Origin of the sequence: Leptospira sp. WS58.C1 (assembly GCF_040833995.1) — a bacterium.
In the GTDB taxonomy this organism is placed as follows: Bacteria; Spirochaetota; Leptospiria; order Leptospirales; family Leptospiraceae; genus Leptospira_B; species Leptospira_B cinconiae.
In genome coordinates, this window is the sequence record NZ_CP162137.1 from 1,984,994 (window position 1) to 2,011,698 (window position 26,705).

Genomic DNA, 26,705 nt, shown 5'->3' on the forward strand with positions numbered 1-26,705 from the left:
CGGAGAGAATTATGAATTATCGGTCAATACGAAGGTCCGCATTCGGCTTCGTAGTATGTACGATGTTTTTCGCAGGAAGTGTATCCGTGTTCGCGGATCCTTATTGGGGATCATTCAAGAAGGACAGCTGCACATCGATTTTCCCAGGGAAACGTCAATATTCGGCAATCTTATACGGGATTCCCTCGGGCCAAAGCTGGGAAACTACATGCGCGAATATGGGAGCAACCATTAACGGCCAAGTATTTACGAAACCTAGTCGTTGTAAAAATACGGGTTTTAATATGTGGGGAGAATTCGATCTGATCGACGATTCTTGCGAGGCAAACTGGTCTGCAACTGACGACGGTGGAGGGTATAACTGGACTCATAAGAACGACGGCTGCCAGACTTCCGGAACGTACGCGGGCAAAAGAAAATATTCTTCCCGTATCTGGAACGTGGTAGGTGTCTCCTGGGAAGAAGCATGCGCTAAATTACCTCTTACCATCGCAGGTAAAACGTATACCACTCCTACTCGTTGTGTAAATACCGGAACTACAGGAATGTGGGGTGAATGGTATGTTGCAGATTCCAGTTGTGAGTCATCTCCCCGAGCATATACAAGAGGTGCTCAGGATTCTCTCAAAAGAACAGGAACTCTTTCAGGTTATGTGGATCTTCATACTCACCCTATGGCACATCTAGGTTTTGGAGGTGTGATCTTCCATGGATCTCCATATGGAGAACCGGCAACCGCACTAGCGGATTGTCCAAGTATGTCTAATGAAGGTCATTCTGCAGGACACTCTAGAGTAGAAGCAATCGTAAAAGACGATATTATCGGAGCTCTACTTTCTACGGCAAAACATGATAATCGAGGATATGCAAGTTTCCCATATTGGCCGGCAAACAATAGTTATACTCACCAAACCATGTATTATGAGTGGGTAAAACGTGCCTATGAAGGGGGACTCCGAACTATGGTGGTCCTTGCGGTAAACGGTGATTATATGTTCGGGGCGACGGATAACGGCCTTCCGGATATTATCAAAGGTATCGCAATCGCAACGGATCCTATCTACGACCTAAACGACATGAACACTTTGCGCCGTCAAACCCAAGCGGTATACGATATGCAGACTTGGATCGACCAGAAGAGCGGAGGAGCGGGTCTTGGATGGTTCCGGATCGTTAAAACTCCTGCAGAAGCTCAAACTGTGATCGCAGCAGGCAAGCTTGCGGTCGTATTAGGTGCAGAGATAGATTATCTAGTAGATTGTACTAGTACGACCTGTACTGACGCAATGATCACTCAAGGCGTTCAAGAAATGTATGACGCAGGTTTACGTTATATCTTCCCGATCCACTTGAAAACGAACGGATTCGGCGGAGCAGGTCTTTACAATATCCTGGGAAGCGGGACAAAGTATGACTGTAAACATTACGGACAGGATTGTAACGTCGCAGGTTTAACCTCTTACGGACCTAAGATCATGAAAGCCCTGATGAAAAAAGGAATGATCATAGACGTGGGTCACATGTCCGCAAGATCCTTGGACGGAGCCTTGACTTACGCGGAACAACAGGCTTATCCGGGTATCGTTACCGGTCACACAGGCTTATACGATATGGCGAATAAGGGAAATCGCCATGAGGCAAATCCAACTGGAACAGCTATCAAACGTATTGTCGCGTTAGGTGGAATGATCGGACTGATCGCAGGACAAGGAAATCTAGAGGAAGTAGGGGAATGGAGACAAAACTCCGATGGATCCTATATTCCACATGCCTGCGGAGGAACCACACAGACATTCGCTCAATCCTATCAGTATCTCCGAAATTTGATCGGTGACCAAGCGTATGATGGGAGGATCACTGTCGGAACCGACTTTAACGGATTTGCGCATATGCCTGGACCTCGTTACGGAACCCGCGCATGTCCAGGAGGAGTTTCTACAATCGTTCAACCGGATTCGGCAAAAGTAGGATATCCTTTCTCACCGGATGCTTCCATTAGAAAAGCTGCAACTCTTTCGGCTCTTCCTTCTCTTGGAAAATACTCCTTTGGGAATCGGACTTTCGACTTCAATACGGAAGGTGCATCCCATATCGGGCTTATGCCGGACTTCTTTGAAGATTTACGACAACAAGGTTTAAAACGTTCCGATTTGGAACCTGTGTATCGTTCGGCTGACTACTTCACTACTATGTGGCAGAACGCCGTCACAAGAGGTGCGAGCATCCAATAAAGATATCTAAAACGTAATAGATTTTACCGGCCCGCCAACAACCCTGCGGGCTTTTTTTTTTCTCTTAAGCAGATAAAAAATTCGCTGATTTGAAATAATTTTTAAGTCTTTCAACCCAACATTTCTTTCAAGGTATTATAATTCGATCTGGATAGGGCAACTTCTGCAGATTCGCCTAGAAGGACTTTGAAATGGTTTCCTTTTCCGTGTAATATCTTCTTCACTTCCGAAAGATTGATTATAAAGGATCGATGGGAACGGAAAAAATCGGAATTCAGTTCCGAAAGAACGGACTCCATGGTTCTGCGTATAAGTTCTTTACGTCCCGACTTGAGATGGATCTCGGTAAAATTGCCGGAAGCTTCCAAATATAGAATGTCCTGGAAACGGATTACTTCTATCATTCCGTCTTTCTTCAAGGAAATACTATTTTTTCGCGTAGAATCCGCTTTAGAAGCGGAGGCCGATTTCATACGATCAATCGCCGCTATAAATCTTTCTCTTGTGAACGGTTTTGCTACAAAATCCAAAACGCCAAAATCAAACGCGGTCACCGCATTTTGTTTATCCGATGAGATCACGATCGTATAAAAGGAATCTTTTTCAGGAAGTTTTAGAATCTCGTAGCCGGATTGCCCTTTTAGATTGATATCCAAAAGTAGAAGGTCGATCGGGTTTTCACGAATACTATAAAGAGCAGGAGTTAATTCATCGAAGGTCTTGAGAGAGACTAGATTTTTTCCGAATGCCTCTCTGCAATAGTGCTGGATGGTCCTTGCCATCAGTTTGTCGTCTTCGACTAGAACAGCTCTCACCATGCTTAGCGATTTCTATAAAAAATTGTCAAAAGGTCAATCTGAAATTTTGGTTTTGGCAAATAGAAGTGTAAAGGTCGCACCTTGTCCCGGTTTACTTTCCAAACTGATCTTGGCTCCGAGTAGTTCCACTAGTCTATGAACTGCATAGAGACCTACACCTGTAGAAGGTTCGTTCCCGGTAGGTTTGGCGGAAAGACGAGTGAACCTGGAGAACAAAAGTTTTTTATCCTCGTCCGTGAATCCCTTTCCTTCATCTCTGATTTGGATCTGAACAAAGTCACCATTATCTTTTAACAGTTTAGAATGAATGAATATGGAACCGCCAATGGGAGAATATTTCACAGCATTCGAGACCAAATTATCCAAGATACTCGCGACCGCTTTTCTATCGGAACGGATTTTTAGGTCTTCTTTCTCGAACTGCGTGTGGAACCGGATCCGTTTTAAGGAAGCCTGGTAATCGAAGTTCTGGATCGTAGATCTTATATAAGAATTAATATTCAAAATATTATCATCTATTTTTATATTTTCGAAACCGGAAGCTGCAATCCCGACAAGATCATCGATATGACCTAATATTTTCCGAGAAGAACTTTCTATATCCGTAAGGATCTCTTTTTTTTCCTTCTCCGAAAACGATTTTAGATTTTTGCGCAGGATCGTACTGATGCTCATGATACCGGAAAGTGGACTTTTCAGATCATGGACTGCGATACTGATCATATCACTTTTATTCGTATCTTCTTCCCGTAATCTTTCATTCAAACGAATGATTCTCTGGGTTTTCAAATAGGTATTCGCCAAAGTTAAGAAAGACACACGATCGAAAATAAGGATCAAAAATAGCGTTACCAAAGGGTTTTGCAGAAGTACAGGCTCCCTATTCCCGCTGTAATAGATAAAAATATATAAGATCGCAAAATTGACGGCATACACGAAATACTTTGTTTGGTCCGGGAATCTAAACATGATTGCCACGCTGAACATGGCAGCGGAGAAAAGTGAGATCTCAGGAAGCCTAGGAAAAACCACGACTGTGATACAGGTCCCGGTTAGGGAAAGAAGAAATACTCCAATCCTACAAAGTAGTTTGATCCGATCCAAATCTGCCCTATGCAGACGACCCGAATTTAAAAGGACGTTCATTGTCAGAAACACGAAATAAAATACCAGATCGAATAGAACGAAAGAATTGTCCTTTGCATCCGAAAACGCATCTACCAGATCATACAACGCAAAGGGAAGAATGATGATAGGCAGAATGAGATAAACGTATCTGAGTACGATTAAAATTTCCAGGTATGCGTTTCGGGTAAAGATCGGAGCAAAATTTACGGAAGAAAGTATCTTTGCCTTTCTATACTGTCTGAGTGCAAAACGATAATTGAGCCCGAAAAAAAACCGAAATAGCGCCTGCATAATCCCAGATTGGATCTTTTTCCTTTTTAAAAAACTCCCTTTTTTGCTTGGTCATTCGATTTAAGAAAACAAGTGAAAAAACTTTGTCAAAAAGATGAACAAGAAAAGCCATAAATTCCAGAAAAAAGAATGAACTCTTCTCCAAGAATACAAGCAATTATCATAGTACTGCGTGTTCTAGTTTATAATTTTATGACTTAAGTACCGATTTCTATTCTACTTTTGCTTTGCAAAAAATCCTAGAGCATGTTTCCAATTATTTATAATATTTTTCTAATAAATCATTACAAAGAATTTGCATAACGGAGCGAAATGTAATATACTGTTCGGCCGATGCCATCTAAGAAAAACGCATTACTGATCTCTTCCGCTTTTATTATAGTCGTTCTTATATTTATTTTTACTAAAAGCCAGACCGGAGCGACCCAATCCTCTTCCAAAAATGTTTTCTCGGAAGGGTTCTCTATGTTCTCCGGATTTATCGGTTTGGGAACTTCTTCTTCTCCTTATAACGAAGATAACGCGGTCGTATCTGCTTCTCTATTAAAGAGTGAAACTCCCGATAATCTATATTGGGTGGCCGTTGCTACTCCCCAAGACGCTGGAGAAAAAAAAGCACAGGAAGAACTTTTAGAACATTGGGCCACATTGTACGGAAAAATATACTCCGGAAAAGCGACCCGTAAAGAAATCGATGAATATTATACCTCCCAGATAAAACTCCAGGAGGACCAACTGGAACTATTGCGCTTAATGGAAGAAAGATATCCGGAGCGCCTTGATGATGAAAAACGCAGAATGATCCTTGCCGGTAAAGAACTATACGGCACAAAGCTGAAAAACGTAACCGAAGAATACAAAAGACAAATAAACAAGTAAGTAGGGAGAGATACGTATGAAAAGTCGGTCTTTTTTACGAGGGCCTGCGTTAGGCGTCGTATTCCTGGCTGTTTTTGCTACGAGTACGTCCGTTTTCGGCGATCCATATTGGGGAACATTTAAAAAGGATGGATGCAAATCCATTTTTCCGGGCAAACGCCAGTATTCCGCGATCCTTTACGGGATCCCATCAGGACAGAGTTGGGAAACAACCTGTGCGAATATGGGGGCGACCATTCTTGGCCAAACATTTACCAAACCTTCTCGTTGCGTAAATACGGGATTCAATATGTGGGGAGAATTCGATCTGATCGACGATTCTTGCGAAGCGAACTGGGCTGCACCGGACGAAGGCGGAATCTATAACTATACTCACAAGAATGACGGTTGTCAATCTTCCGGTACTTACGCAGGCAAAAGAAAGTATTCATCACGTTTATGGAATATAGTCGGTGTGAGTTGGGAAGAAGCCTGCTCTAAAATGCCGATTACCATCGCAGGGAAAACTTATACAACTCCTCATCGTTGTGTAAACACCGGGGGTGCCACAGGAATGTGGGGTGAATGGTATGTTGCGGATTCTAGTTGTGAAACTGCTCCACAAGCTTATTCCAGAGGAGCGAACGATTCTCTCAAGAGAACCGGAACTCTGTCGGGCTACGTAGATCTTCATACTCACCCAATGGCACATTTAGGTTTTGGAGGAGTGATCTTCCACGGCTCTCCATTCGGAGCACCTGCAACCGCACTAGCGGATTGCCCAAGCGTTTCCGACGAAGGACATTCGGCCGGACACTCTAGGGTAGAGGCTATCGTAAAAGACGATATTATCGGAGCTTTACTAGGAACGGTTCGTCACGATAACCGAGGTTATAGCAGTTTCCCATATTGGCCGGCTAATAATAGTTACACTCACCAAACCATGTATTATGAATGGATCAAACGCGCTTATGAAGGCGGGATGAGAGCCATGGTAGTACTCGCAGTAAACGGCGACTATATGTTCGGAGCAACGGATAACGGACTCCCGGACATCATCAAAGGGATAGCGATCGCTACCGATCCGGTCTATGACTTGAACGATATGAACACCTTGCGCCGCCAGACCCAAGCTGTGTACGATATGCAAGCTTGGATCGATGAACAAAGTGGTGGTCCAGGACAAGGTTGGTTCCGTATCGTAAAAACCCCAGCGGAAGCGCAAACTGTGATCTCCGGCGGTAAACTCGCCGTGGTCTTAGGTGCAGAAGTAGATTATCTGGTAGATTGTACCGGAAGCAACTGTAACGATTCCATGATCACACAAGGTGTTCAGGAACTTTACGATCTCGGACTACGTTATGTGTTCCCGATCCACTTGAAAACAAACGGATTTGGCGGGGCGGGACTATATAATATCTTGGGAAGCGGGACAAAGTATGACTGTAAACATTACGGTCAAGATTGTAATACTGCTGGTCTAACCACTTACGGACAAAGGATACTCAGAGAGTTGATGAAAAAAGGAATGATCATCGACGTGGGTCATATGTCCGCAAAATCCTTGGATGGAGCTCTTACCTTTGCCGAGCAACAGTCTTATCCCGGTATCGTAACGGGTCACACCGGTGTATACGATATGGCAAATAAGGGAAATCGACATGAGGCCAACCCGACAGGAGCAGCACTCAAACGTATCAGTACCTTGGGTGGTATGATCGGGCTAATTGTAGGACAAGGAAACCTGGAAGAGGTCAGTGAGTGGAGACAGAATAGCGACGGTTCTTATATCGCACACGCTTGCGGGGGAACTAGCCAGACATTCGCTCAGTCCTACCAATATCTCAAAAATCTAATAGGTGATCCTTCTTATGACGGTCGGATCGCTATCGGAACAGATTTTAACGGATTTGCTCATATGCCTGGCCCTCGTTATGGGACCCGTGCTTGCCCTGGCGGAACCTCCGTCATTGCACAACCGGAGGCTTCCAAAGTAGGATATCCATTCTCTCCGGATTCTTCCCTTAGATTAGCGGCAACTCTTGCTGCGAATCCTTCTATGGGAAAATACTCCTTCGGGAATCGTACATTCGACTTCAATACAGAAGGTGCTTCCCATATAGGGCTTATGCCTGACTTCTTTGAAGACTTGAGACAACAGGGCTTAAAACGTTCCGATCTGGAACCTGTCTATAGATCCGCCGACTTCTTCACTACTATGTGGCAGAATGCGGTCAATAGGAGCGGAAGTATCCAGTAATTAAAGAAAGGCCCGCCACCAAAGCGGGCCTTTTTGTATCTCTAGGTCCAAAATAAAAAGTTGGGTCTTTGGAACGAATAAAGAAGAATAGGTTCTAAGATACGAAGAGTTTATTTTTCATGCGGTTATTATTGGGTCCAAAAACTCTATTTTTTTCCTTCTTCCTCGTCTTTATTGTAGCTTGTTCCAATGGAGACACGGATTCCACAGATGATACTGCTGCAAGCCTTTTGTATTCCGCTTATGGAGCCAGTTTTACTCCTGTACCTATCGGCGGTTGTGCGGATTCCGCGGTCCCTTCTATCGTTACGGGAGGGTCGAATACTTTCTCCGGGGCCAGTTATTACTATTATTTCTATTCTTTTACCGGAAACGGCGCAACAAATACCTTCAACGTTAGTTTTACAAGTGGGGAAGCCGATCTATGGATCGGTGCGGAGAATGCTGTACTAATCCCAACGGATTTTAGTCAGGTAGAAGTTAGAAGTGAAAATATCGGAACCGAATCGTATTCCGCATTAAGTACCACAAACGGTTCTACCCGTTGTTTGGTCATTCCAGTCACGGATGCTGGGACAATTACTTTGTCCGTTCAATGAATTTGGGATCACAGTTTAATAAATAATTGACAATCGCTTTTGCAGCCTTATCTTTCCGTTCCCAGATCCATTAAGGAGCAAAACGGATGTCGACAGGCGAACCACTAAGTATAGTAGGTATCATTAAAAACAGCATTGAATTGGGCTTAAAAAACTTCATACCCCTATTTATTGCGTTTATTCTTTGGGTATTAACGGTTTGGATACCGTATTTGAACGTTGGAACATCGATCGGATTATTTGTCCTAATCCCGATCAAAATAGGAAAAGGAGAGTCCTTTTCACCTATGGATATATTTAATAAAGAAAATAGAAAGTATATAGGTGAATTTTTTCTAACCGTGGGTTTTGTGATGCTTGGTTTTTATGCCGGAATACTTTTCTTTATTATTCCTGCATTTGTAATCGGTGTGGCATGGGGACAAGCTACTTTTCTACTTTTCGATAAGGGTCTCGATCCGATCCAAGCGATCAAAAAGAGCAATGAGATCACTTACGGTAAAAAATGGATTATCTTCTTAGGTTCATTAGCATTGGTGATCTGCTTAATTATAGCGGCTTTCATTCTTGGTTTTATCTCTGGACTTATAAGCCAATACTTAACGTATTTAATACTTTTCGTGATCTATGTAACCTTCTTTCCGATCGTTATTGCGTCTCACGGATACATTTATAATACTCTTATCAAAGAAGCAGGATTATAATTCATACAAAAAAGGCGCCGAACTTAGGCGCCTTTTTTTCTTATAAAAAATTCCAAGATCTTAAAACAATTCATCATCGTCCGACGGAGGAGACGCCGCTCTGGAAGAAGATTCCGATTTAGGACTTGCGGTCTTTTTTTGGGTTTCTCCGCTTCCCGATTTGGAAAGATATTCTATTTTTCCTTCCGCTTCCGCGAGAATGGCCTGGCAAAGGATCTTAAGTTCCATTCCTCTTTCATAAGATTTGATGGATTCTTCCAGGGTCAATTGTCCTCTTTCCAAATTCTCCGCAATCTGCTCTAATTCGGTTAGGGCCTGTTCAAAACTGATTTCCGTTTTTTTGCTCATTGTATTTCACCTTGGTAAGAAACCCGAATCCTACCTTCCGCCAATATGACCTCTAGTTCTTCCTCTTTCTCCAATTGAACCGGAGATGTAACGACTTTTTTTCCTTTCTTACGAACCACGGAATATCCTCTTTTTAAGGTTCCCAAAGGAGAAAATCCATCCAGCTTTCCGGATAATAGTTGGAACTCCTTCTTCTTTCTTTCCAACTGGGATTTAAAGGAAGTAAGAAGTCCATTCGATACCGGACTAAATTTATTCTGGGCGCCCATCAAATAGTTTTTTCCCAATAGATGGATCCTGGAATTGATCTCATCCAATTGAAGGATTCGATCGTTCAGCATGGATCTAGGATCTAAAAATGCCTTTTTATTCGTAAGTATTCGAAGCTTTTCTTTCAAATTGCCCGCCTGATTTTTTAAAGCGGTTTTGAGTCGAACTTCGAATTCTGCAAGTCCCGACTCCACTAGTTCCATTTCGGGCACAGCCATTTCTGCAGCCGCTGTAGGGGTAGGTGCAAAATGGTCCGCTGCCAGATCGGAAAGAACGGAATCTATCTGGTGACCCACTGCGGAAATAATAGGAACTCTACTCCCGGCAAATGTAAGTACCACTTTTTCGTCGTTAAACGCCATTAAGTCTTCCGTACTTCCGCCGCCCCGACCTGCAATGATCAAATCCACATCCCACTTAGGATCGTTTAAAAGATTGATCGCGGAAATTATGGACTCAGGTGCTCCGTCTCCTTGCACAAGACAAGGAGAGATTAGAATATCTATATTAGGAAATCTTTGTTTAGATATACGGATAATATCTTCGATTGCCGCCCCAGTCGGGGAGGTAGCCACTCCGATCCTCCAAGGAAATGCGGGAAGTTTTCGTTTTCTTTCCGGATCGAATACACCCTGGGCGGCGAGTTTTCTTTTTAATTCTTCTATCTGGAGGAGAAGATCGCCTTGACCCAATTCTTCTACTTTAGAAATATTTAAATTATACTGACCCCTAGGTTCGTAAACGGAAATCCCTCCGAACGCTTTTATCTCCATTCCGTTCTCTAGAGGTTTCCCTTTATATCTTCCGTTACTATAAGAAAAAAACGTGCAAGCGATCAGGGACTTAGCGTCTTTTAAGTTAAAATAAATATGACCTTGGTGGGACTTAGAATAATTTGAGATCTCTCCTTGGATCCAGATATTTCGGAGAATATCCGGCCCCGTCAGAAGTTGTTTAACGATAGAATTAATCTCTGAAACTGAGTATGTTTTTGTTTCTTCCATCAGAAATTAACTGGCGAAAAAGTCTTTTCTATATAATTTCCAGAAATCCCAAAGGATCACAACCATAGTAACCGCAACCGGTCCAAGAACCAATCCCATGATCCCAAACTCTTGGATCCCTCCAATCAAGGACAAAAATATCAACAAAGGATGTATCCTAAGTTTTTTGTCTAGCATCTTAGGTTTTACAACATTTTCCAGAACGATATACAAGGTTAGACCCATTACCATAAATAAGCTAGCACCTATGATATTATTCTCTATGAACATTAAATAAAGTCCGATCGGCAACCAAACCACCGAAGTTCCGATCACAGGGATCAAAGAGAAAAATGCCGCAAGACTCGCATATAAGAATGGGTTGGAAATTTTTGCGAATAAAAGAAGAATATAAACGCCTGCACCTTGCATAATGGAGACAATTAGATTTCCTTTAAATACGGTCTGTACAGCCGAAGCGACCTTCCTTCCCACTTGTTCTTCCACCTCGGTGGAGAAAGGCAGATTGTCCAAAATGAATCTTTCGATCTTTCTTCCGTCTTGGTAAAAAAAGAACAAAAGTAAAAGTGAGAAGAATAGATTCATGATGATCCCGGCGGGAAGATCGATGGAACCTAGAATAAAAGAAGAAGCGTTACTTAAAACTGCATATAAACTATCCAAGTTTAGGATATCGATATAATTCTTAGCAAACTCTCCGTAAATTTCAGGAAGTTTTACCCAAAAAAAAGGATTATCCGTAAAAAGATCGGTGAGAATATTCAAGCTCATGATCGTATCTATGATCTTATCTTCCGAAAGAGAGATACGGATCTTAAATAGAATGGAGAGAGATTCTTCGATCAGAGTACGGATCATAAAATAAGAAGGTAAAATTACGATCATACAAACCGAGCCGATCATGATCCAAGGAGCCAATGGTTCGAACCTGGGACCTACTAATCTTCTTAATTGTTTGTATTGTTTTCGTGTGGCTAAGTATAAGATCAAAGCGACAAGAGCGGAATAAAAATAGGGCCTTAAAACGACGAAAAGTAACATTCCAGTCCCTATGCAGAATATTCCGAGGACCAGATTAAAAAGTTTTCGGTTGGTTTCCTGTCCTTCTTTCGGGGACATCAAAATCCTCCGTTCGTGGTTTTCTGGAATAATTTTACGATACTTCCTTTTTCGTCCGAATGGATGGTGATCGCTAAAATTTTATGCCGAAGAACATCCACCAAATATAAACTTTTCTCCTCCGATTTTTGACTCTGTAAAATTTTATGACCGAAACTGGAGATCAAATATTCGTAATATCTCTCCATCGTAGTTTTTGGAAGAGTAGTTTTAAAAACTACAACTGCTTCCTTATTTTCCAGGAGACGATCCGCTTTCAATTCGGTAAAAAACAATACTTCCGAATCGTCCGGAACAAAATTGCTCGGAATGGAAGAAGGGGCCTTGTAAGGTTTTTCTACGATAGTGAGTTGATTATGCCTAAAAATTTTAGGTCTGTCCCTGACCTTTTTGACCTTTACCGGGTCAGGACTCATCAAATCGGGTAATTTTGGTTCCTGAGAAAAAAGAGAAACATTCCCGATCAGTAAAAAGATCAGAACCGAACCGAGGACTTGCAAGAAACTACGGCCTTCCACGAAATTTAGTTGAATCTAACGCTTCCCCCTTGACAATCCTTTTCTAGATGCAATTCGCCGGATTCGATTTTTATATCCAAACACTATTGGATTGGGTATCCGGTCTGCCAAGTGCCTTGGTCTGGTTTTTTTTCGCATTTTCCAATTTTACCGAAAACGTTTTCCCTCCTTGGCCGGGAGATACTGTCACTGCATTCGGAGGATTTTTACTCGCGAGAGGTGCCTTAAGTTTTTGGGAGTTGGTTTCAAGCACTTTGGTTGGAAACCTTGCAGGCGCCTGGGTCATGTATGCATTCGGCCACAAACTATTGGAATGGCTGAAGAATAAAAATTTCCCGTTCAAATCGGAACTCTACAACGAAGAATCTATTCAAAAGACCTTGGATTGGTTTTCCAGGAATGGGGTAGTCGTAGTTCTCTTTTCCAGATTCTCCGCAGGAATTCGATTTTTTGTTTCTATCGTAGCAGGGATGGTGGATATGAAACCGATTTGGTTTTTTTCCGCATTTACCTTAGCAGTTACGATATGGTGCGGGATACTGATCTATGGCGGATTTTATTTAGGTTCTCATTGGGAGAAGGTGCTGGAATTTTTAGCTCTCTATAATAAAATTTTTACCACATTCTTCGTAACCGCGGTTCTTGGCTTTATCATCTACAAAAAGGTTTTTGAAAAACGAAAACAAGCCTAGGCTTCCAAAACTTCTTTTAAAGTTTTGACGAACTTTTTATGAATTGGACCCGTTTCCTTAGGAAGTTCCAATTTTTTAGCGAGTTCCAATAGAACATTCGGTTCTATCACTTTTCCTTCGAACCATTGCCCGGCCATATCTCCCGAAATTTTTAGAACGGAAGATAGATCTAAAATTTCCCTTTCCACCATCACAAGTGCAAAACCTAAGGCCCCGTCCGTAGGGATATAAGGTGCAATCCCTTCCATTTTCCAAGGATCTAGTCCTGTTGGAAGAGCGCTTCTCACATTCCATTTCATTTCTTCGGAAGGAGGTCCAAGTTCCGTTTTATTGATCAGTACTAATTGTACAGGATTAATAAATCCATGTATTCTATGATTTTCTTCTGCGAGTTCTCTGATGAGTTTAGCGTTATCTCTTGTAATAGCATCTCTTCCTAAAAAATTCAATTTATAGAGATAATCTTCCAGCTCTTTCCCTTGTAGGGCTCCCGTCAAAATGAACTGATATAAAATAAAGATCAAATAGTCGCTTTCCGTATTGTCCCCAAGTAAGATCTCCTTGGAGTTTGTCGGAAGATAGATCCTGTCTCGAAGAAGGATCGTAAGCTTATACGCCAATTGATCGAATAAACTTTGGAAAGAAGAGCCTGCAAATTTACGGACCCTCTCCAAAGCACCCCAAAGGCCTTCCGTTAAAAATCTAGTAGGATGGGAAAGAGTATCCCAAAATTTATCCACCATTCCTTTCAAAGTACCTTCTAGATACTTTAAGTGAAGCGATTCCGTTTTAACACCTTGTGTCCTGAATGTGGAAAGTAGGGTCCTTCTAAAAAAATGGGGACTCGCAGAAATAAAACAAAGAGGAGAATCCGATGTGGCCTCTCTCAATTCTTTGAATAAGGTAGGCATCCCCGGTAAAGGTAACTTCTGCTCCGGTGTTTCGAATAATGTGGAAATTTTTCCCTTATTGGAATGAATATCCGTAGCCAGATAGGTCTGGTCGATATCGGAAGTCGTTACGATCCCCGTGTATTCTTCCGCTAAAATACGCAATGCTCCCATTCCTATCAGGCTTTGAGAGACTAATTCGTGTTTGCCGGGAGTGTTTAAATAAGCCAGATCTTTTCCGAATTGTCTATAAGAGTCCGGTTTTAAGAAATGAATATGAAAGATATAGTTTCCTGGAGCTAATGGAAACGTAAATTCATGGAAAAAAAATCCACTTTCATCCCCTCTGATCTCAGGAGAACGATGTAAAACTTTACCGGACCCATCCACAATTTCCGCTACAAGGATAGGTTTACGCACTGATTCGAGTCCGTAGTCTAAAAACGGGGTGATCTCTTTTTCTTGTCCTTGGAATAAGCCGGTAAGAAGGTCCCATTTTTTAGGATCCGTCATTTCCTCGCTGATAGCGATATCTACCACTTGGCCTCGGATATAATAACGGTTCTCTCTTCCGAGAGTTCCTCCGCAGATTGCTGCCCTACGTTTTTCCGTATTCTTGGAAATTTTGCGTTCTGTTTCTTCCGTCACAAGCTTTGCAGGATTCCTTTTTTACATTTCGGGAAAGGAAAACTCTACCATGGGGGTTCTAAAGGGAAAGCAAAAATCCAATTTCTTTGTTTTCGAGAGAAAAGGTCCGCCTAGGATGGTCCTCAAGATGTCGAGGGGGAAACATTCGGATCAGAGCCGGAAAGGTCCCAAGTCGATTTATATCCGGAAAATGAGATATGAAGAGGCATATCGGCTCTTGGACCGGGAAATCCAAGCCGCATTCATGAAGGGAGAAACCCTGGTAGAAGTTGTACATGGGATAGGCGAGGGAGTTTTGAAAAAAATGACCGAAGATTATATCCGAGAACATTCTTTTCTAAAAATTTTAGAGGATGGCGGCCTTCACCTGGCAAATAATCCGGGTTCCACACTTGTGGAGATTATGGGTCCATCTTCGGAAGATCTAAAAAAATACTTAAAATAATGGGAACTACAAGACCTAAAGTCCAAATCCTGGATGTGACTCTCAGAGACGGAGAGCAGACCAGAGGTGTAAGTTTCTCAGCTTCCGAAAAACTCAATATCGCAAAATTTCTATTACAAAATCTGAAAGTAGATAGAGTCGAGATCGCATCCGCTCGGGTCTCTCAAGGAGAATTGGAAAGTGTCCGCGGGATCATGTCCTGGGCAGCTTCCGAAGGTTTGGAAAAACGGATCGAAATTCTAGGATTTGTGGATTCCCACAAAAGTGTGGATTGGATCCTGGCTTCCGGGGCCAAAACCTTAAATCTGCTCACAAAAGGTTCTCTAAAACATCTCCAAGGGCAGCTCAAAAAAACTCCCAAAGAACATTTTGAAGAAGTATCCGAAACCATCCAGTACGCCAAGAAGAACGGACTGGAAGTGAATGTTTATTTGGAAGATTGGTCCAACGGATATTTAAATAGTAAAGAATATGTTTTGGATTTTGTTTCTCATCTTTCCAAAGAACCTTTAGGCAAAATTTTCCTGCCGGATACATTGGGAGTTCTTTCGCCGGACGAAACATTCTCCGGTATTTCTCTTCTTACCCAAAAACACCCCGAATTACATTTCGAATTCCACGGACATAACGATTACGATCTTTCCGTAGCAAACTGTTTGTTTGCAGTCAAAGCGGGAGCAAAAGGTGTACACGTTAGCGTAAACGGCTTGGGAGAAAGAGCCGGAAATTCCCCACTCGAGGCGGTAATCACCGCACTCCATGACAAGGCTGGCGTTCTCACAGATGTGGATGAAAAAGCGATCTCCGAAGCAAGCCGCCTTGTGGAAGTATTCAGCGGCAAAAGGATCTCTGCCAATCGCCCGGTAGTGGGAGAAGATGTATTCACCCAAACGGCAGGAGTTCACGCTGACGGTGACAAAAAAGGGAATTTATACGCAAATCCGATTTTGCCGGAACGTTTCGGCAGAAAAAGAAGTTACGCCCTAGGCAAACTCGCAGGAAAAGCAAGCATCTCGGAAAACCTAAAACAACTTGGACTTGTACTTTCTCCCGAGATCGAAAAGAAGGTCCTAGAAAAAGTAATAGAGCTCGGAGACCAAAACAAGAACATCACGCCGGAAGATCTTCCGTTTATTATCGCGGACGTCTCCGGAAATTCCAGCGTGCAAGCGATCAAGATTACGGGATGTAAGATCAATTCCGGTATCGGGATCCGGCCGAAGGCGATCGTAGAATTAGAACTTCATGGTAACAGATATTCGGAAGAAGGAGAAGGCGACGGAGGTTACGACGCTTTCATGTCCGCGCTGACAAGCATCGCTTCCAAAGCAGGACTTTCTATTCCTAGACTTGTCGACTATGAGGTCCGTATTCCTCCCGGAGGAAAAACGGATGCGCTCGTGGAAACAATGATTACCTGGAACAAAACCCAAGAAAATCATGAAGAAGAAAATTTCAAGACTATGGGGATCCATTGCGACCAAACAGTAGCTGCAGTTTTAGCTACAGAAAAAATGCTGAACTTAATTCTTCCTGCATGGCAAACTTAAAACTGATGATCGTCGGCCTGGGCAACCCCGGTCCAAAATACGAAAAAAACCGTCATAATATCGGCTTTCTGGTCTTGGACGATCTTGTCAAAGATTGGGGAGTGGAGTTGAACCATTCTTCCAAAGAAGCAAAAGGGAAATTGGACAGGGACGGAGTCTCTTTCTATTTCCTAAAACCGCTTGAATATATGAATCTTTCCGGAAGAGCAGTCTCGGAACTTTCCCGCAAAAACGGGATCCCCCCCGAAAATATTTTAGTGATTCATGACGAAGTAGATTTTCCGTTCTCCAAACTCAAATTTAAACAGAGCGGTGGAAATGGTGGTCATAACGGGATCAAGGATATCTCCGAAAAACTAGGCTCGCCCGATTTTTTTCGACTCAGATTCGGAGTGGGAAAACCCGGAGACAGCGCTCTTACACCTGGACATGTTCTATCCAATTTCAACCAGGAAGAAATGAGTAAATTACCCGAATTATTCGACCAGGCTAAACAAAAAATCAAAGATTGGGTCCGGGAAAGACAGATCATTTTTTCAAAAGCCACCGATAAATAAACTATCCCGGACGGATATACGCTCCGGGGATTTTTATCCGGAGAAACCTGTGAGCGAATACGCGGTCAAACTTCCCCAATTTCCTTCCGAAATCCTGAATTCTGCCGCTTCCCGTTTTTATGAATATTTGAGAGTGGAAAAAAATTATTCCCAAAACACTCTCAACGCTTATCTACTGGATCTGAAATCATTCTTCGAATTCTGCCTACAGGAGCAGATAGAGATTTACCAATTGGAATCGGTGGATGTTCGTTCTTATTTTGCATTCCTTTCCAAAAATCAAGGATTGGATAGACGGACCCAGAGCCGGAAACTCTCCAGTCTTAGGACATTCTACAAAGTATTATTAAAAGATAATTTGGTTCCCGGAAACCCGATCCTTTCCGTTAACTTCCCGAAAACCAGAAAGCAGGTCCCGAAAAATTTCAGAATAGAAGAAACGGAGAGTATTTTAGATTACGAATACGAAAATGAGAATGCATCCGAAATATTAAATATCAGAGACAAAGCGATCTTAGAAGTATTATATTCTTCCGGACTCAGGGTTTTCGAGTTAGTCGACGCGACTTTGGTTCAATTATCTGCGGATCATTCGATCTTAAAAGTTCTGGGTAAAAGAAGAAAAGAAAGATACGTATATTTAGGAAAAGAAGCCATCCAAAGTTTAAATGAATACTTGGATGTACGTCCTAGATTCCGACCCAGATCCGATGAAATTTTTCTGAACCAAAAGGGAAATAAACTGACGACCAGAGGGGTTCGTTATATTTTGAACGAGAGAAGGAAACGAATGGGATGGGACAAACCCATTACCCCCCATAAATTCCGTCATACGTTCGCAACGGACTTACTCGATGCCGGCGCAGATATCCGCGCAGTCCAAGAGCTTTTGGGGCATTCCTCTCTATCCACCACCCAGGTTTACCTGAGCGTGAGTAAGGAAAAGATCAAAGAGGTCTACCGAAAGGCTCACCCACATGCAAGACTCGATAAATCCAAATAAAATACATGCAACTACGATACTCTGCGTTCGCAGAGGAGAAAAGGTAGCGATCGCAGGCGACGGACAGGTTTCATTCGGGAACACTGTCATGAAAAATACGGCCAGAAAAGTCCGTAAACTTTACTCGGACAAAATTGTATCGGGGTTCGCCGGTTCGGCTGCGGATGCATTCACCTTATTCGAACTTTTCGAAAAAAAAATACACGAGTTCGGAGGAAGTCTTTCCAGATCCGCGGTCGAACTAGCCAGAGAATGGAGATCCGACAGAGCGTTACGAAGATTAGAGGCGATGCTTATCGTAGCGGATAAGGACGAATCCTTTTTAGTTTCCGGAACGGGAGATGTAATTTCCCCGGACGACGGAATTTTGGCAATCGGTTCCGGAGGGAATTTTGCACTCTCCGCAGCCAGAGCATTGTACAATCATACAAATTTGGAACCTTCTCAAATAGTAAAAGAAGCCATGAATATAGCCGCAGATATTTGTATATATACAAATCATAATATAGTAGTAGAGGAAATCTGACAATGAGCGAATTTCTTCCCCAAAGCAATGAATCCAAATTAGGGGATGACGAACTCACTCCCAGGCAGATCGTTTCCAAACTAGACGAACACATCATCGGCCAAAAAAACGCCAAAAAAGCGGTGGCAATCGCTCTTCGCAATCGTACGAGACGCAGAAAATTAGATCCTGAACTAAGAGAAGAAATTTATCCTAAAAACATCATCATGATCGGTCCGACAGGAGTCGGAAAAACGGAAATCGCAAGAAGACTTTCCAAACTCTGCGGTGCACCTTTTTTAAAGGTAGAAAGTACTAAATTTACGGAAGTAGGTTACGTTGGCCGAGACGTGGAAAGTATTATCCGAGATCTGGCAATGGTTTCCCTAAACCTAGTCAAACAAGAATTCAGAAAAGAAGTCGAAGCAAAAGCTAAGGAAAGAGCCGAAGAAGCGCTGTTGGATATCCTACTTCCATTCCCTGCCAAAACTTCCATTGCAGATCCTCATCCTCCTTCCATAGGATTTTCCACTAACGAAGCGGACGAAGAAAGAGAGAAAAGATTTTTAGAGACCAGAGAGACAATGAGAAAGAAGCTCAAATCTGGGAAACTAAACGAACAAATTATTGAGCTGGATATTCCTCAGGCCGGACCACAAGGACTTCCTATGCTTCAAGTATTCGGCGCCGGGAATATGGAAGACTTGGACAATCATATCCAAAATGTTTTGGGCGATCTAATGCCTAAAAAGCAAAAGAAAAGAAAGTTACCGATTCCCGAAGCACTTAAAGTTTTAGAGGAAGCGGAAGCGGAAAAACTTTTAGATCCCGACAAAGTGCAAAGAGAAGCCCAAAAACGAGTGGAAGAAATGGGCATCGTCTTCTTAGACGAGATCGACAAGATCGCAAGCAGAGAAGGAAGAGCGGGTGCGGATGTTTCTAGAGAAGGAGTACAAAGAGATTTACTTCCGATCGTAGAAGGTGCCACAGTAAACACGAAGATTGGTCCGATCGTAACGGATCATATACTCTTTATCGCAGCCGGTGCATTCCATATGTCCAAACCTTCCGATCTTATTCCTGAATTGCAGGGACGTTTTCCGATCCGAGTAGAGCTGGAAAAATTATCCATGGAAGATTTCGAAAAGATCTTAACGGCGCCTAGATCCTCTCTAGTAAAACAATACCAAGCCTTACTCGAAACCGATGGGATCAAAATAGAATTTGCCCCGGACGGGATCCAAGAGATCGCAAAGATCGCCTATGATATGAACGAAAAACATGAAAACATAGGTGCACGAAGACTGAATACGATCATGGAAAGACTTTTAGAAGACCTAAGTTTCGAAGGCCCGGATCTACCGGAAGAGAAAAGAAAACTAACCATCAACAAAGCGGCAGTCGAGTCCAAACTGAAAGGAATTATAGAAGATAAGGACTTAAGTCGTTATATTTTGTAAGTTTTCAGTTTCGCACGGAGCTCACAGAGAACACCGAGTAAACTCTTTGCGGCTCTGCGAGAAAAACTCCTCTGTGTTCTCCGTGGTCTCTGTGTGAAAAAACTTTGCGTCTTTTCTAACGCTGTGCCTTAAAACGCCATTTCACGAAGCGCAGCTAAAGGATATCTCATATACACGGTGGTCGTTCTAGAACCGGAAGTGATTGTCAAAAGATCTAACGGATTCAGACCCATCGTATAATAACCTTCGTCAATCATCGCGATCCCGAAACCCGCACTTTCCTTTTCGTCCAAAAACTCAGGACGGAAAAAATCGGCAGAATTCCCTTGGTCGAAGAGTTCCTTATGGCGAACGCGGGATTCTTCGATCCTTCCAAAGTCCATATTATGGATCGGGGAATCGTTACGGATCCTGAAATTTAGCTCATCTTTGGTGATCTTGATTTTAACAGAAATTCTCATTCTGTTTTTTTTAAGTTTATAACGGATATCGGTGAGAAATTCTTTCTCTTCGTCTTTTAAGATCTGCTTTTTAGCCCGGATCCTATCTTCCAATTGAAGAATGTTCTGGACCTGTTTTTTGATCTTATCCGGAACCACATATCTCTGCATCGCGTCGCGAAGAGGGGAAGTATCCATGATAATCTCGAGCAGTTCTTCCGCTTCTTCTTGGGTTTCGCCGAGCTTTTCTATTTTTTTCAAGAGCTCGTCTCTGAAAATAATATGGCGGATATTTCCTTTGATCGCGTTTAATAATGCCTCCATAAGTCCGCTGAAGAGATGAAATGCAGCAAGCGGATTGGCACCGATCTCTTCTAAGAGACCGTTTACGAGTTCGGAAAGTATATCTCTGGTAGGTTTTGTCAGACCTTTCAGTTCTAAATGGAAGAATCTTCTCTGCTTGAGTTCTTCGATATTTTGGAGGATTTGAGCCCCTTTGAGGACAGATTTCTGGTTTGCCATAGGAGGGAACTTAGAAAATTTAGTACACGTTGGCTTGTGGACTCTATACGGCAAGCTGGTTTTAGAGAGATGGCATCAAAAACCGAAGATTTCGAACTAATTACACCCGACTTGGGCGACACAGATAAAATCGAACTAGTTCGATGGAATTTTCGGTTGGGCGATCAAATCAATGAGGGAGCGGAGGTCTGCGAACTAGTCACAGACAAGGCTTCTTTTCCGATGGAATCTCCGATTAACGGAATACTTGCGAGAATCGACAGAGAAAAAGGTTCCATCATTAAAAAAGGAGAAATTTTGGGAATGATCCGGAGGAAAGTTTCCGAGTGAAATTGGTCCATTTATCGGACCTACATTTTCCCGTAGCACTTCCTTTCATGACTTTGAAAGGTAAGATGATACCGGGATATATGAACTATACCTTTCGGCGTATGAGAAAATATCCGATTTCTCTTTGGGACGCAATCGTTCGAAAAGTTCAATCATTAGATCCGGAAGCGATCATTATCTCTGGAGATATCACAAATGTTTCTCATCATAGAGAATACGATGAGGCATTAAGAATCTTGAAGCCGGTACTTGGGGACAAAACATTCATGGTCCCAGGAAATCATGATCGTTACACACGAGTCGCCGCAGGAAAAAAAGGAACAGATCTACCATACTATGAGAAATTTTTCTCCTCTTGGATGGGAGATAGTATCCCGATTCAAAACGGGTATCTTAGGATCAAAAAAATAGGAAAACTAACTCTGGTTGGCTGGGACTCTAATATGCCTCTCTCCGTATTGAATGCGTATGGATACGTGGGGGAAGAGATTGTACATTCTACCTTGGAATATCTGGAAAAAGAAAAACTAGATCATTATATCTTGATCTGTCATCATCCCATCTGGAATCCTCCGGAACGTCAGGAAAGTTCCGGTCATAAAATGAAAAACAGGGAAGAAATCGCTGAACTTCTAAAAAAAAGGCCTCCATTAGCCTATTTGCACGGTCATGTACATACGAATTGGGTTAAGTATCCCGATCCCCAAAAACCGTATTACGTGATCAATTCCGCATCCAGTACAAGGATCTCGGACCAACGACACCAAAGCGGATTCCATCTGATGGAATGGAACGGAAAAGCACTTAATGTCAAAAGATTCTCATTCTCTAATGAAGAAGGGGAATTTATAGAAACAAAAACGATCTCATACCAAGAAAAGGAAACAAATGGCCGGTAAACTCCAACCAATCGATATCCAAAGAGAACTCACTAAAATCAAACATCCGGAGTTAAAAAAAGACATCGTGTCTCTCGGAATGATCGGTTCTCTTGAAATCGGAGAAGATGAAACAAGTATCCTCGTTAAAACTCCTAGCCAAGACAGAAGAGTCCAGATCGGATTAGAGGCACAGATCCGTCAGACACTTTCCAAAAAGGAAGGTGTAGGGAAAGTAAAGATCAAGTTCGAAGTAGATCCTAAAATGACCTTGGATGATTCCAATAAAATCCTTGGAGTTAAAAAGGTAATCGCGATCGGCTCCGGAAAAGGTGGAGTAGGAAAATCCACAGTCACAGTAAACCTTGCATCTACAGCAGCCGCTATGGGATATAAAGTGGGAGTGATGGATGCGGATATCTACGGACCTTCTATCGGAAAAATGTTCGGAGTGAACGGAAAAGTAGCCCTTAAAGCCGAAGAAGATAAAATTTATCCGTTAGAAAAAGACGGACTGAAGATCATCTCTTTCTCTTTTTTAATAGAAGAGAAACAACCGGTAGTATGGCGGGGTCCAATGTTAGGAAAGGCGGTAGAACAATTTTTATACGATATCGTCTGGGGAGAACTGGACTTCTTATTTATAGATCTGCCACCCGGAACGGGAGACGTACAATTATCTCTCGCTCAGCTAATAGATTTAGACGGTGCAATTTTAGTGACCACACCGCAAACCGTAGCCCTTTTAGATGCAAATAGAGCTGCGTCCATGTTCCAACAAGTCAAAGTACCGATCTTAGGTGTTGTGGAGAATATGAGTGAATTTGTATGTCCAAATTGTGGACACAGTTCCGCGATTTTTTCTAAGGGCGGAGGTCAAAAATTAGCGGATTCTGCCGATACAAAATTCTTGGGAGGGGTCCCACTTACTATGGATGTAATGAGCGCAGGAGAAGCCGGAAAACCCCTGGTTTTTCAAGAACCTGACGGAATTATCGCAAAATCCTACAAAAACATACTCCAAAACCTGGCTGAAGAGATAAAAAAGTGGGAATAATACTCTGGGGCCAGTCAGTTAGTACAGAGGGAGGCAAACCGTGAAGTTCGAAAAAGGCACAGAGAAGAATCCATCCGGAAACCTCATAGTATATTGCAACGTTGTTGGAGAAAACCCGCTATTTCCGGGCGGAAAAATTATAGCATCCAACGTAGTGGTTAGTTTCCTTAGAATCGGGGAAAACTTTCCTGTTGTAACATTCCCTCCCGTCTCCTTGGACAGTTACGATGACTTAAAAAGGATTATCACGGATCATTACGATAAGTATGATGTGGTAAAGATTAAAGACTTCGAAATGCCGGCAGGCCAAGAAGATTCTAATTCTTATATCAAAGAAAGAATGGATCATTTCGAGAATGTAGTGATCCGCTATGTCGAATTATGCAAGAACAGAGAAGGCGGAACTTTTTCTGCTCAGGAAAAAGAACCGGAAGGTGTTAGAGACTATCTAGATGCGTTGGCAAATCTTTCTCTAAAGGTAAGACGCTCTAGCGGTATTGCAAGAGAAGCTTCTCTTCTTCATATGGAAAGATTAGTGGAGACTTTTTCCGGAAAACACCCCGAGTTCGATCTTCATAATTTCCGCAAAGCCTTGGAAGTTCCTGGCCAAACGGGAGAAGAATTAGTAGGGCTATATTTACAAAAATTCAACGCTATCTCTTACGAAAGATACGAAGACGCTTCCGATCTGAATAAAAAGATCCAAGCAATAGAATCAGTTAGCCCATAATAATTTCGGGACCGCCGGTCCCGAAATTCCTAGTATTTGTTTCTTGCCATTCCTTGTCCTTCTCCCTCTTATAATTCCCGATGGGAAAAGAATTTTATATTTGGCCTGATTTAGGTTTGTATTGTGGAGAATCTTTTTCCACGGCAAGGCATAGCCATTTTTTCTCCCAGATTTGCTGTTCTTTAAATGAAGGACCTGTTCGTCTCCAAGGAAGCGATGAAGAGTGGAGAAATTACGATGTAGTATTTGTTCCTTCCAGGGTCTCTCATGGGACGGAACGTTCTTCCGAAAAATTTATTATTATCTTAGTTGATCCATTAGGGACCGGACAAGGTATATTCCAAAATTCGAAAATACAAAAGGGAGAACCGGGTCTCGAAATAGGGGATAAAATTTCCGTCCAGGAGATCAGAAAGTCATTTAATGAAAAAGATCCAATCCGGATCCGAAAACGTATTTTGGAACTTTTAGATTCGGTGAAATCGGACAAAAGCAAAAAGGAAATGGATCCAAGAATCCAATACTCTTTGTCGAAAGTAGGCGAAGAAAAAAATTCGCTCACTGAAATTGCAAAAAGTTTCGATTTATCCCAAAGCAGGTTTAGACATTTATTTAGGGAAGAAACAGGGATTACTTTTTCAGAATATAAAATCTGGACAAAGATCAGAAAGGCGGTCCTGCATTTATCCACTAATCCTCAACTAGTCCAAGCCGCGCTCGAAGGCGGATTTTCGGACCAGTCACATTTCACTCGTATCTTTAAAAACTCATTCGGACTTAGACCTTCCGAATTCTTTCGGAGAGAAGAAAATTTTGCTCCTAAGTTTTTTCCGGACTAGCCCCAAAATTCAAGACGAATGGAAAAAGAGATTCTATCCTTCTTTTTAACTATAGGAGAATCGGATGAATTGGATCATGCCTAAAGATTGGAAGATCAGATACAAAAAGGAATTGGACCTTTCTAAAAAGTACGAAGAAGAGGGAAACTTAAAAGAAACCTGGAGATATTTAGAAAGAGCTCACTTGATCGGACAATATTATCCAATCCCTCACACAGGCATCCATTTTAGAATGTTATTATTTGCGATCGATCAAAAAGATATAAAAGAGATTGCAGGCCAGTTAATTAGGGTTTTGTTCGGCTGGCTCGGTTCTTGGTTGAATAAAATTCCTGTGGGAAATACCGGAGGTGCAAATGTTCCGATTTTTCAACCAATGCCTATTCCGGAGGATTTATTGGATTTACTTTCTGAAGCCGACCAAACCTCCAAAAGTTTATCCGGTCTAAAAAAGAAATAATTGATTCGATAAATATTATGGATTCCAACGAGGATACAAATCTATTTCTCTACCTAGTAATCTGAAAATTCGAGTAGCCATAAAATCTCCCAGATCCTCTAAACTTTGGGGCATTTGATAAAAACCGGGAGAAGCAGGAGCGATAATAGCGCCCGCATCATGAAGAGCTAACATATTTTCCAAATGAATACGATTATAAGGAGTTTCTCTGGGGACTAAAATGAGTTTCCTTCTTTCCTTCAAAGTAACGTCAGCCGCTCTTTCTATCAAATTTTCTGTGATCCCTGTCCGGATCGCTGCGACAGTTTTCATAGAGCAGGGAACCACCACCATTCCGTCCCAAATATTAGAACCGGAAGCAATATCTGCTCCTATATCTTCGAATTTACGCAGATGAAATGTATGTATTTGTTTAGGATTCCATTTTTTACGTACGAATTCTAAGACATCCTCTCCGGTATGAACATTCGCCTGATATTCTTCCTTAAAAACCCGGATAGCAGCCGGACTTGGAACAAACCAGGTTTCTCCTGGAATTTCCATGAGAGCATTTATGAATCTGGCCGCATAGATGGAGCCGCTTGCTCCAGCCATTGCGAGTACCAGTCTTAATGATTTTTCCTGACTCATTTTTAAAGCCTATAAAACAGAGAAACAAGTTTTGGACCTGTCTCCGCTAAAATGCCCAAAAAGATCACCAATGAGATCCAAGAATGGATTTGGTAGAAACTCGGTGGAAAATTTCCGTCCTTGTTTTCCGAGGCGATCTTCTGCTCTCTAAATAATAAGTACGCTACAAATACTAAAAATGCCCAAAAAGCTCCCTGAAAATCCGCATACCAAGCCGCTATTCCTAAAAAAGAAACGGAAAGAATATGAGAGATTCTTGATATAAGAAACGAGTTTTTTTCACCAAAACGAACAGGCACGGAATGTAGGCCTTCTTTTTTATCGAATTCCCTGTCCTGCAAAGCGTATAATATATCGAATCCCGCTAAATTGAAGGCAAGTCCTAAAGTCCAAAACCCTGCGATCCAGGAAAATTCTTCTCGAATCGCGATCCAGGTTGCGAGAGGCGCTAAACCGATCGTCAATCCAAGATAGAAATGGCATAAAAAAGTAAAACGTTTTGTATAAGAATACGTTAATAAAAGAAATAGAGTAGGGAAAGAAAGATAAAAAGAAAGCGGATTTAAGAACCAACTACCTATAAAAAATACCAATGAAGATCCGATGATAAAAATCACCGCCATAAGATCCGAGATCTGACCGCTCGGGATCTCCCTGTTTGCGGTCCTTGGATTTTTAGCGTCAATTTTGCGATCCGCCCATCTATTAAATCCCATAGCCGCACTTCTTGCGCCCACCATACAGACCAAGATCCAAATCAATTTTTGGCCAATCACGGCGAGAGGTAAACTTGGCTCTTGTAAGATCGCAAGAACAAATGCTATCCCTGCAAAAGGAAGAGCGAATAAAGTATGGGAGAATTTTATAAAACGACCGTATTTGCCTAGGGCAGCAAGTGTATTGGAAGCCATCAGAGGAAGT

General features: G+C 42.2%; 28 protein-coding genes. 18 read left to right on the forward strand and 10 right to left on the reverse strand.

Annotated elements, in window-relative coordinates:
* Positions 1–11 precede the first annotated feature (11 nt).
* Positions 12–2,231, forward strand: a complete 2,220-nt coding sequence (locus AB3N61_RS09015; RefSeq protein WP_367897386.1) for a membrane dipeptidase — start codon at positions 12–14, stop codon at positions 2,229–2,231.
* Positions 2,232–2,341: 110 nt separating this feature from the next.
* Here AB3N61_RS09015 and AB3N61_RS09020 read toward each other — a convergent pair whose 3' ends face one another.
* Both AB3N61_RS09020 and AB3N61_RS09025 read right to left on the reverse strand, forming a co-directional pair.
* Positions 2,342–3,049 (reverse strand): LytR/AlgR family response regulator transcription factor, encoded by a 708-nt coding sequence (locus AB3N61_RS09020; RefSeq protein WP_020768419.1) that lies wholly within the window; start codon positions 3,047–3,049, stop codon positions 2,342–2,344.
* A gap of 33 nt (positions 3,050–3,082) precedes the next feature.
* A complete protein-coding gene (locus AB3N61_RS09025; RefSeq protein WP_367897387.1) occupies positions 3,083–4,468 on the reverse strand; it encodes a sensor histidine kinase in 1,386 nt (461 codons plus the stop codon).
* A gap of 333 nt (positions 4,469–4,801) precedes the next feature.
* Between AB3N61_RS09025 and AB3N61_RS09030 the strand changes: the two genes are divergently transcribed.
* From AB3N61_RS09030 to AB3N61_RS09045, 4 genes are all read left to right on the forward strand, one after another.
* Positions 4,802–5,347 carry a hypothetical protein gene (locus AB3N61_RS09030; RefSeq protein WP_020768489.1) on the forward strand — a complete coding sequence of 182 codons (546 nt, stop codon included), beginning with the start codon at positions 4,802–4,804 and terminating at the stop codon, positions 5,345–5,347.
* 16 nt (positions 5,348–5,363) lie between these two features.
* On the forward strand, positions 5,364–7,586 hold the full coding sequence (locus AB3N61_RS09035) for a membrane dipeptidase (RefSeq protein ID WP_367897388.1): 2,223 nt from the start codon (positions 5,364–5,366) through the stop codon (positions 7,584–7,586).
* 119 nt (positions 7,587–7,705) lie between these two features.
* Positions 7,706–8,185 (forward strand): hypothetical protein, encoded by a 480-nt coding sequence (locus AB3N61_RS09040; RefSeq protein ID WP_020768167.1) that lies wholly within the window; start codon positions 7,706–7,708, stop codon positions 8,183–8,185.
* A gap of 86 nt (positions 8,186–8,271) precedes the next feature.
* Positions 8,272–8,889, forward strand: a complete 618-nt coding sequence (locus AB3N61_RS09045) for a hypothetical protein (protein ID WP_367897389.1) — start codon at positions 8,272–8,274, stop codon at positions 8,887–8,889.
* A 60-nt stretch (positions 8,890–8,949) separates the two neighbouring features.
* On the opposite strand, the gene AB3N61_RS09050 is transcribed toward AB3N61_RS09045, so the two are convergent.
* From AB3N61_RS09050 to AB3N61_RS09065, 4 genes are read right to left on the reverse strand one after another with little or no spacing between them, the layout of a single operon-like run.
* Positions 8,950–9,237, reverse strand: coding sequence for an exodeoxyribonuclease VII small subunit (locus AB3N61_RS09050; protein WP_020768301.1), 288 nt, complete (start codon positions 9,235–9,237; stop codon positions 8,950–8,952).
* On the reverse strand, positions 9,234–10,511 hold the full coding sequence (gene xseA, locus AB3N61_RS09055; protein ID WP_367897390.1) for an exodeoxyribonuclease VII large subunit: 1,278 nt from the start codon (positions 10,509–10,511) through the stop codon (positions 9,234–9,236). Before xseA ends, AB3N61_RS09050 begins: the two co-directional genes overlap by 4 nt.
* 6 nt (positions 10,512–10,517) lie before the next feature.
* A complete protein-coding gene (locus AB3N61_RS09060; protein ID WP_020768370.1) occupies positions 10,518–11,630 on the reverse strand; it encodes an AI-2E family transporter in 1,113 nt (370 codons plus the stop codon).
* Complete coding sequence (locus AB3N61_RS09065; protein WP_367897391.1) at positions 11,630–12,130, reverse strand: hypothetical protein; 501 nt, start codon at positions 12,128–12,130, stop codon at positions 11,630–11,632. The genes AB3N61_RS09060 and AB3N61_RS09065 overlap by 1 nt, the downstream gene beginning before the upstream one ends.
* Positions 12,131–12,195: 65 nt before the next feature.
* On the opposite strand from AB3N61_RS09065, the gene AB3N61_RS09070 reads away from it, so the two are divergent.
* Positions 12,196–12,840 (forward strand): DedA family protein, encoded by a 645-nt coding sequence (locus AB3N61_RS09070; RefSeq protein ID WP_020768379.1) that lies wholly within the window; start codon positions 12,196–12,198, stop codon positions 12,838–12,840.
* Here the strand turns inward: AB3N61_RS09070 and AB3N61_RS09075 are convergent.
* Positions 12,837–14,378: a phosphatase domain-containing protein gene (locus AB3N61_RS09075; protein WP_367897392.1), complete on the reverse strand. Its 1,542-nt coding sequence runs from the start codon at positions 14,376–14,378 to the stop codon at positions 12,837–12,839. The two genes, AB3N61_RS09070 and AB3N61_RS09075, sit on opposite strands and share 4 nt — an antisense overlap.
* 127 nt (positions 14,379–14,505) lie before the next feature.
* Here AB3N61_RS09075 and AB3N61_RS09080 point away from each other — a divergent pair, with 127 nt between their 5' ends.
* From AB3N61_RS09080 to hslU, 6 genes are read left to right on the forward strand one after another with little or no spacing between them, the layout of a single operon-like run.
* Complete coding sequence (locus AB3N61_RS09080) at positions 14,506–14,823, forward strand: Smr/MutS family protein (RefSeq protein ID WP_036088856.1); 318 nt, start codon at positions 14,506–14,508, stop codon at positions 14,821–14,823.
* Positions 14,823–16,373, forward strand: a complete 1,551-nt coding sequence (cimA, locus tag AB3N61_RS09085; protein ID WP_020768465.1) for a (R)-citramalate synthase CimA — start codon at positions 14,823–14,825, stop codon at positions 16,371–16,373. Before AB3N61_RS09080 ends, cimA begins: the two co-directional genes overlap by 1 nt.
* The gene (gene pth, locus AB3N61_RS09090; protein WP_036088741.1) at positions 16,361–16,930 is read left to right on the forward strand and encodes an aminoacyl-tRNA hydrolase; all 570 of its coding nucleotides are present in this window, start codon (positions 16,361–16,363) and stop codon (positions 16,928–16,930) included. Before cimA ends, pth begins: the two co-directional genes overlap by 13 nt.
* Positions 16,931–16,979: 49 nt before the next feature.
* A complete protein-coding gene (locus tag AB3N61_RS09095; protein WP_020768402.1) occupies positions 16,980–17,933 on the forward strand; it encodes a tyrosine recombinase XerC in 954 nt (317 codons plus the stop codon).
* Positions 17,920–18,459, forward strand: a complete 540-nt coding sequence (gene hslV / locus AB3N61_RS09100; RefSeq protein ID WP_085988901.1) for an ATP-dependent protease subunit HslV — start codon at positions 17,920–17,922, stop codon at positions 18,457–18,459. Before AB3N61_RS09095 ends, hslV begins: the two co-directional genes overlap by 14 nt.
* A 2-nt stretch (positions 18,460–18,461) precedes the next feature.
* Positions 18,462–19,898: an ATP-dependent protease ATPase subunit HslU gene (hslU, locus tag AB3N61_RS09105; protein WP_020768247.1), complete on the forward strand. Its 1,437-nt coding sequence runs from the start codon at positions 18,462–18,464 to the stop codon at positions 19,896–19,898.
* Positions 19,899–20,026: 128 nt separating this feature from the next.
* Here hslU and AB3N61_RS09110 read toward each other — a convergent pair whose 3' ends face one another.
* Positions 20,027–20,860, reverse strand: coding sequence for a hypothetical protein (locus AB3N61_RS09110; RefSeq protein WP_020768044.1), 834 nt, complete (start codon positions 20,858–20,860; stop codon positions 20,027–20,029).
* 69 nt (positions 20,861–20,929) lie between these two features.
* Here AB3N61_RS09110 and AB3N61_RS09115 point away from each other — a divergent pair, with 69 nt between their 5' ends.
* The 6 genes from AB3N61_RS09115 (at position 20,930) to AB3N61_RS09140 (ending at position 25,154) form a co-directional block, all read left to right on the forward strand.
* The gene (locus AB3N61_RS09115) at positions 20,930–21,190 is read left to right on the forward strand and encodes a lipoyl domain-containing protein (RefSeq protein ID WP_036088743.1); all 261 of its coding nucleotides are present in this window, start codon (positions 20,930–20,932) and stop codon (positions 21,188–21,190) included.
* On the forward strand, positions 21,187–22,089 hold the full coding sequence (locus AB3N61_RS09120) for a metallophosphoesterase family protein (RefSeq protein WP_020768325.1): 903 nt from the start codon (positions 21,187–21,189) through the stop codon (positions 22,087–22,089). The genes AB3N61_RS09115 and AB3N61_RS09120 overlap by 4 nt, the downstream gene beginning before the upstream one ends.
* Positions 22,079–23,125 (forward strand): P-loop NTPase, encoded by a 1,047-nt coding sequence (locus tag AB3N61_RS09125; protein ID WP_367897393.1) that lies wholly within the window; start codon positions 22,079–22,081, stop codon positions 23,123–23,125. The genes AB3N61_RS09120 and AB3N61_RS09125 overlap by 11 nt, the downstream gene beginning before the upstream one ends.
* A gap of 40 nt (positions 23,126–23,165) precedes the next feature.
* Positions 23,166–23,855: a hypothetical protein gene (locus AB3N61_RS09130; RefSeq protein ID WP_020768511.1), complete on the forward strand. Its 690-nt coding sequence runs from the start codon at positions 23,166–23,168 to the stop codon at positions 23,853–23,855.
* Between the two features lie 80 nt (positions 23,856–23,935).
* Positions 23,936–24,694: a helix-turn-helix domain-containing protein gene (locus tag AB3N61_RS09135; protein WP_367897394.1), complete on the forward strand. Its 759-nt coding sequence runs from the start codon at positions 23,936–23,938 to the stop codon at positions 24,692–24,694.
* A 64-nt stretch (positions 24,695–24,758) separates the two neighbouring features.
* Entirely contained in the window at positions 24,759–25,154 is a 396-nt protein-coding gene (locus AB3N61_RS09140) for a DUF3703 domain-containing protein (protein ID WP_367897395.1), read from the forward strand.
* Between the two features lie 15 nt (positions 25,155–25,169).
* Here the strand turns inward: AB3N61_RS09140 and AB3N61_RS09145 are convergent, their stop codons facing one another.
* Both AB3N61_RS09145 and AB3N61_RS09150 read right to left on the reverse strand, forming a co-directional pair.
* The gene (locus AB3N61_RS09145; RefSeq protein WP_020768130.1) at positions 25,170–25,784 is read right to left on the reverse strand and encodes a UbiX family flavin prenyltransferase; all 615 of its coding nucleotides are present in this window, start codon (positions 25,782–25,784) and stop codon (positions 25,170–25,172) included.
* Positions 25,785–25,786: 2 nt separating this feature from the next.
* Positions 25,787–26,695: a UbiA-like polyprenyltransferase gene (locus AB3N61_RS09150; RefSeq protein WP_020768192.1), complete on the reverse strand. Its 909-nt coding sequence runs from the start codon at positions 26,693–26,695 to the stop codon at positions 25,787–25,789.
* Positions 26,696–26,705 lie beyond the last annotated feature (10 nt).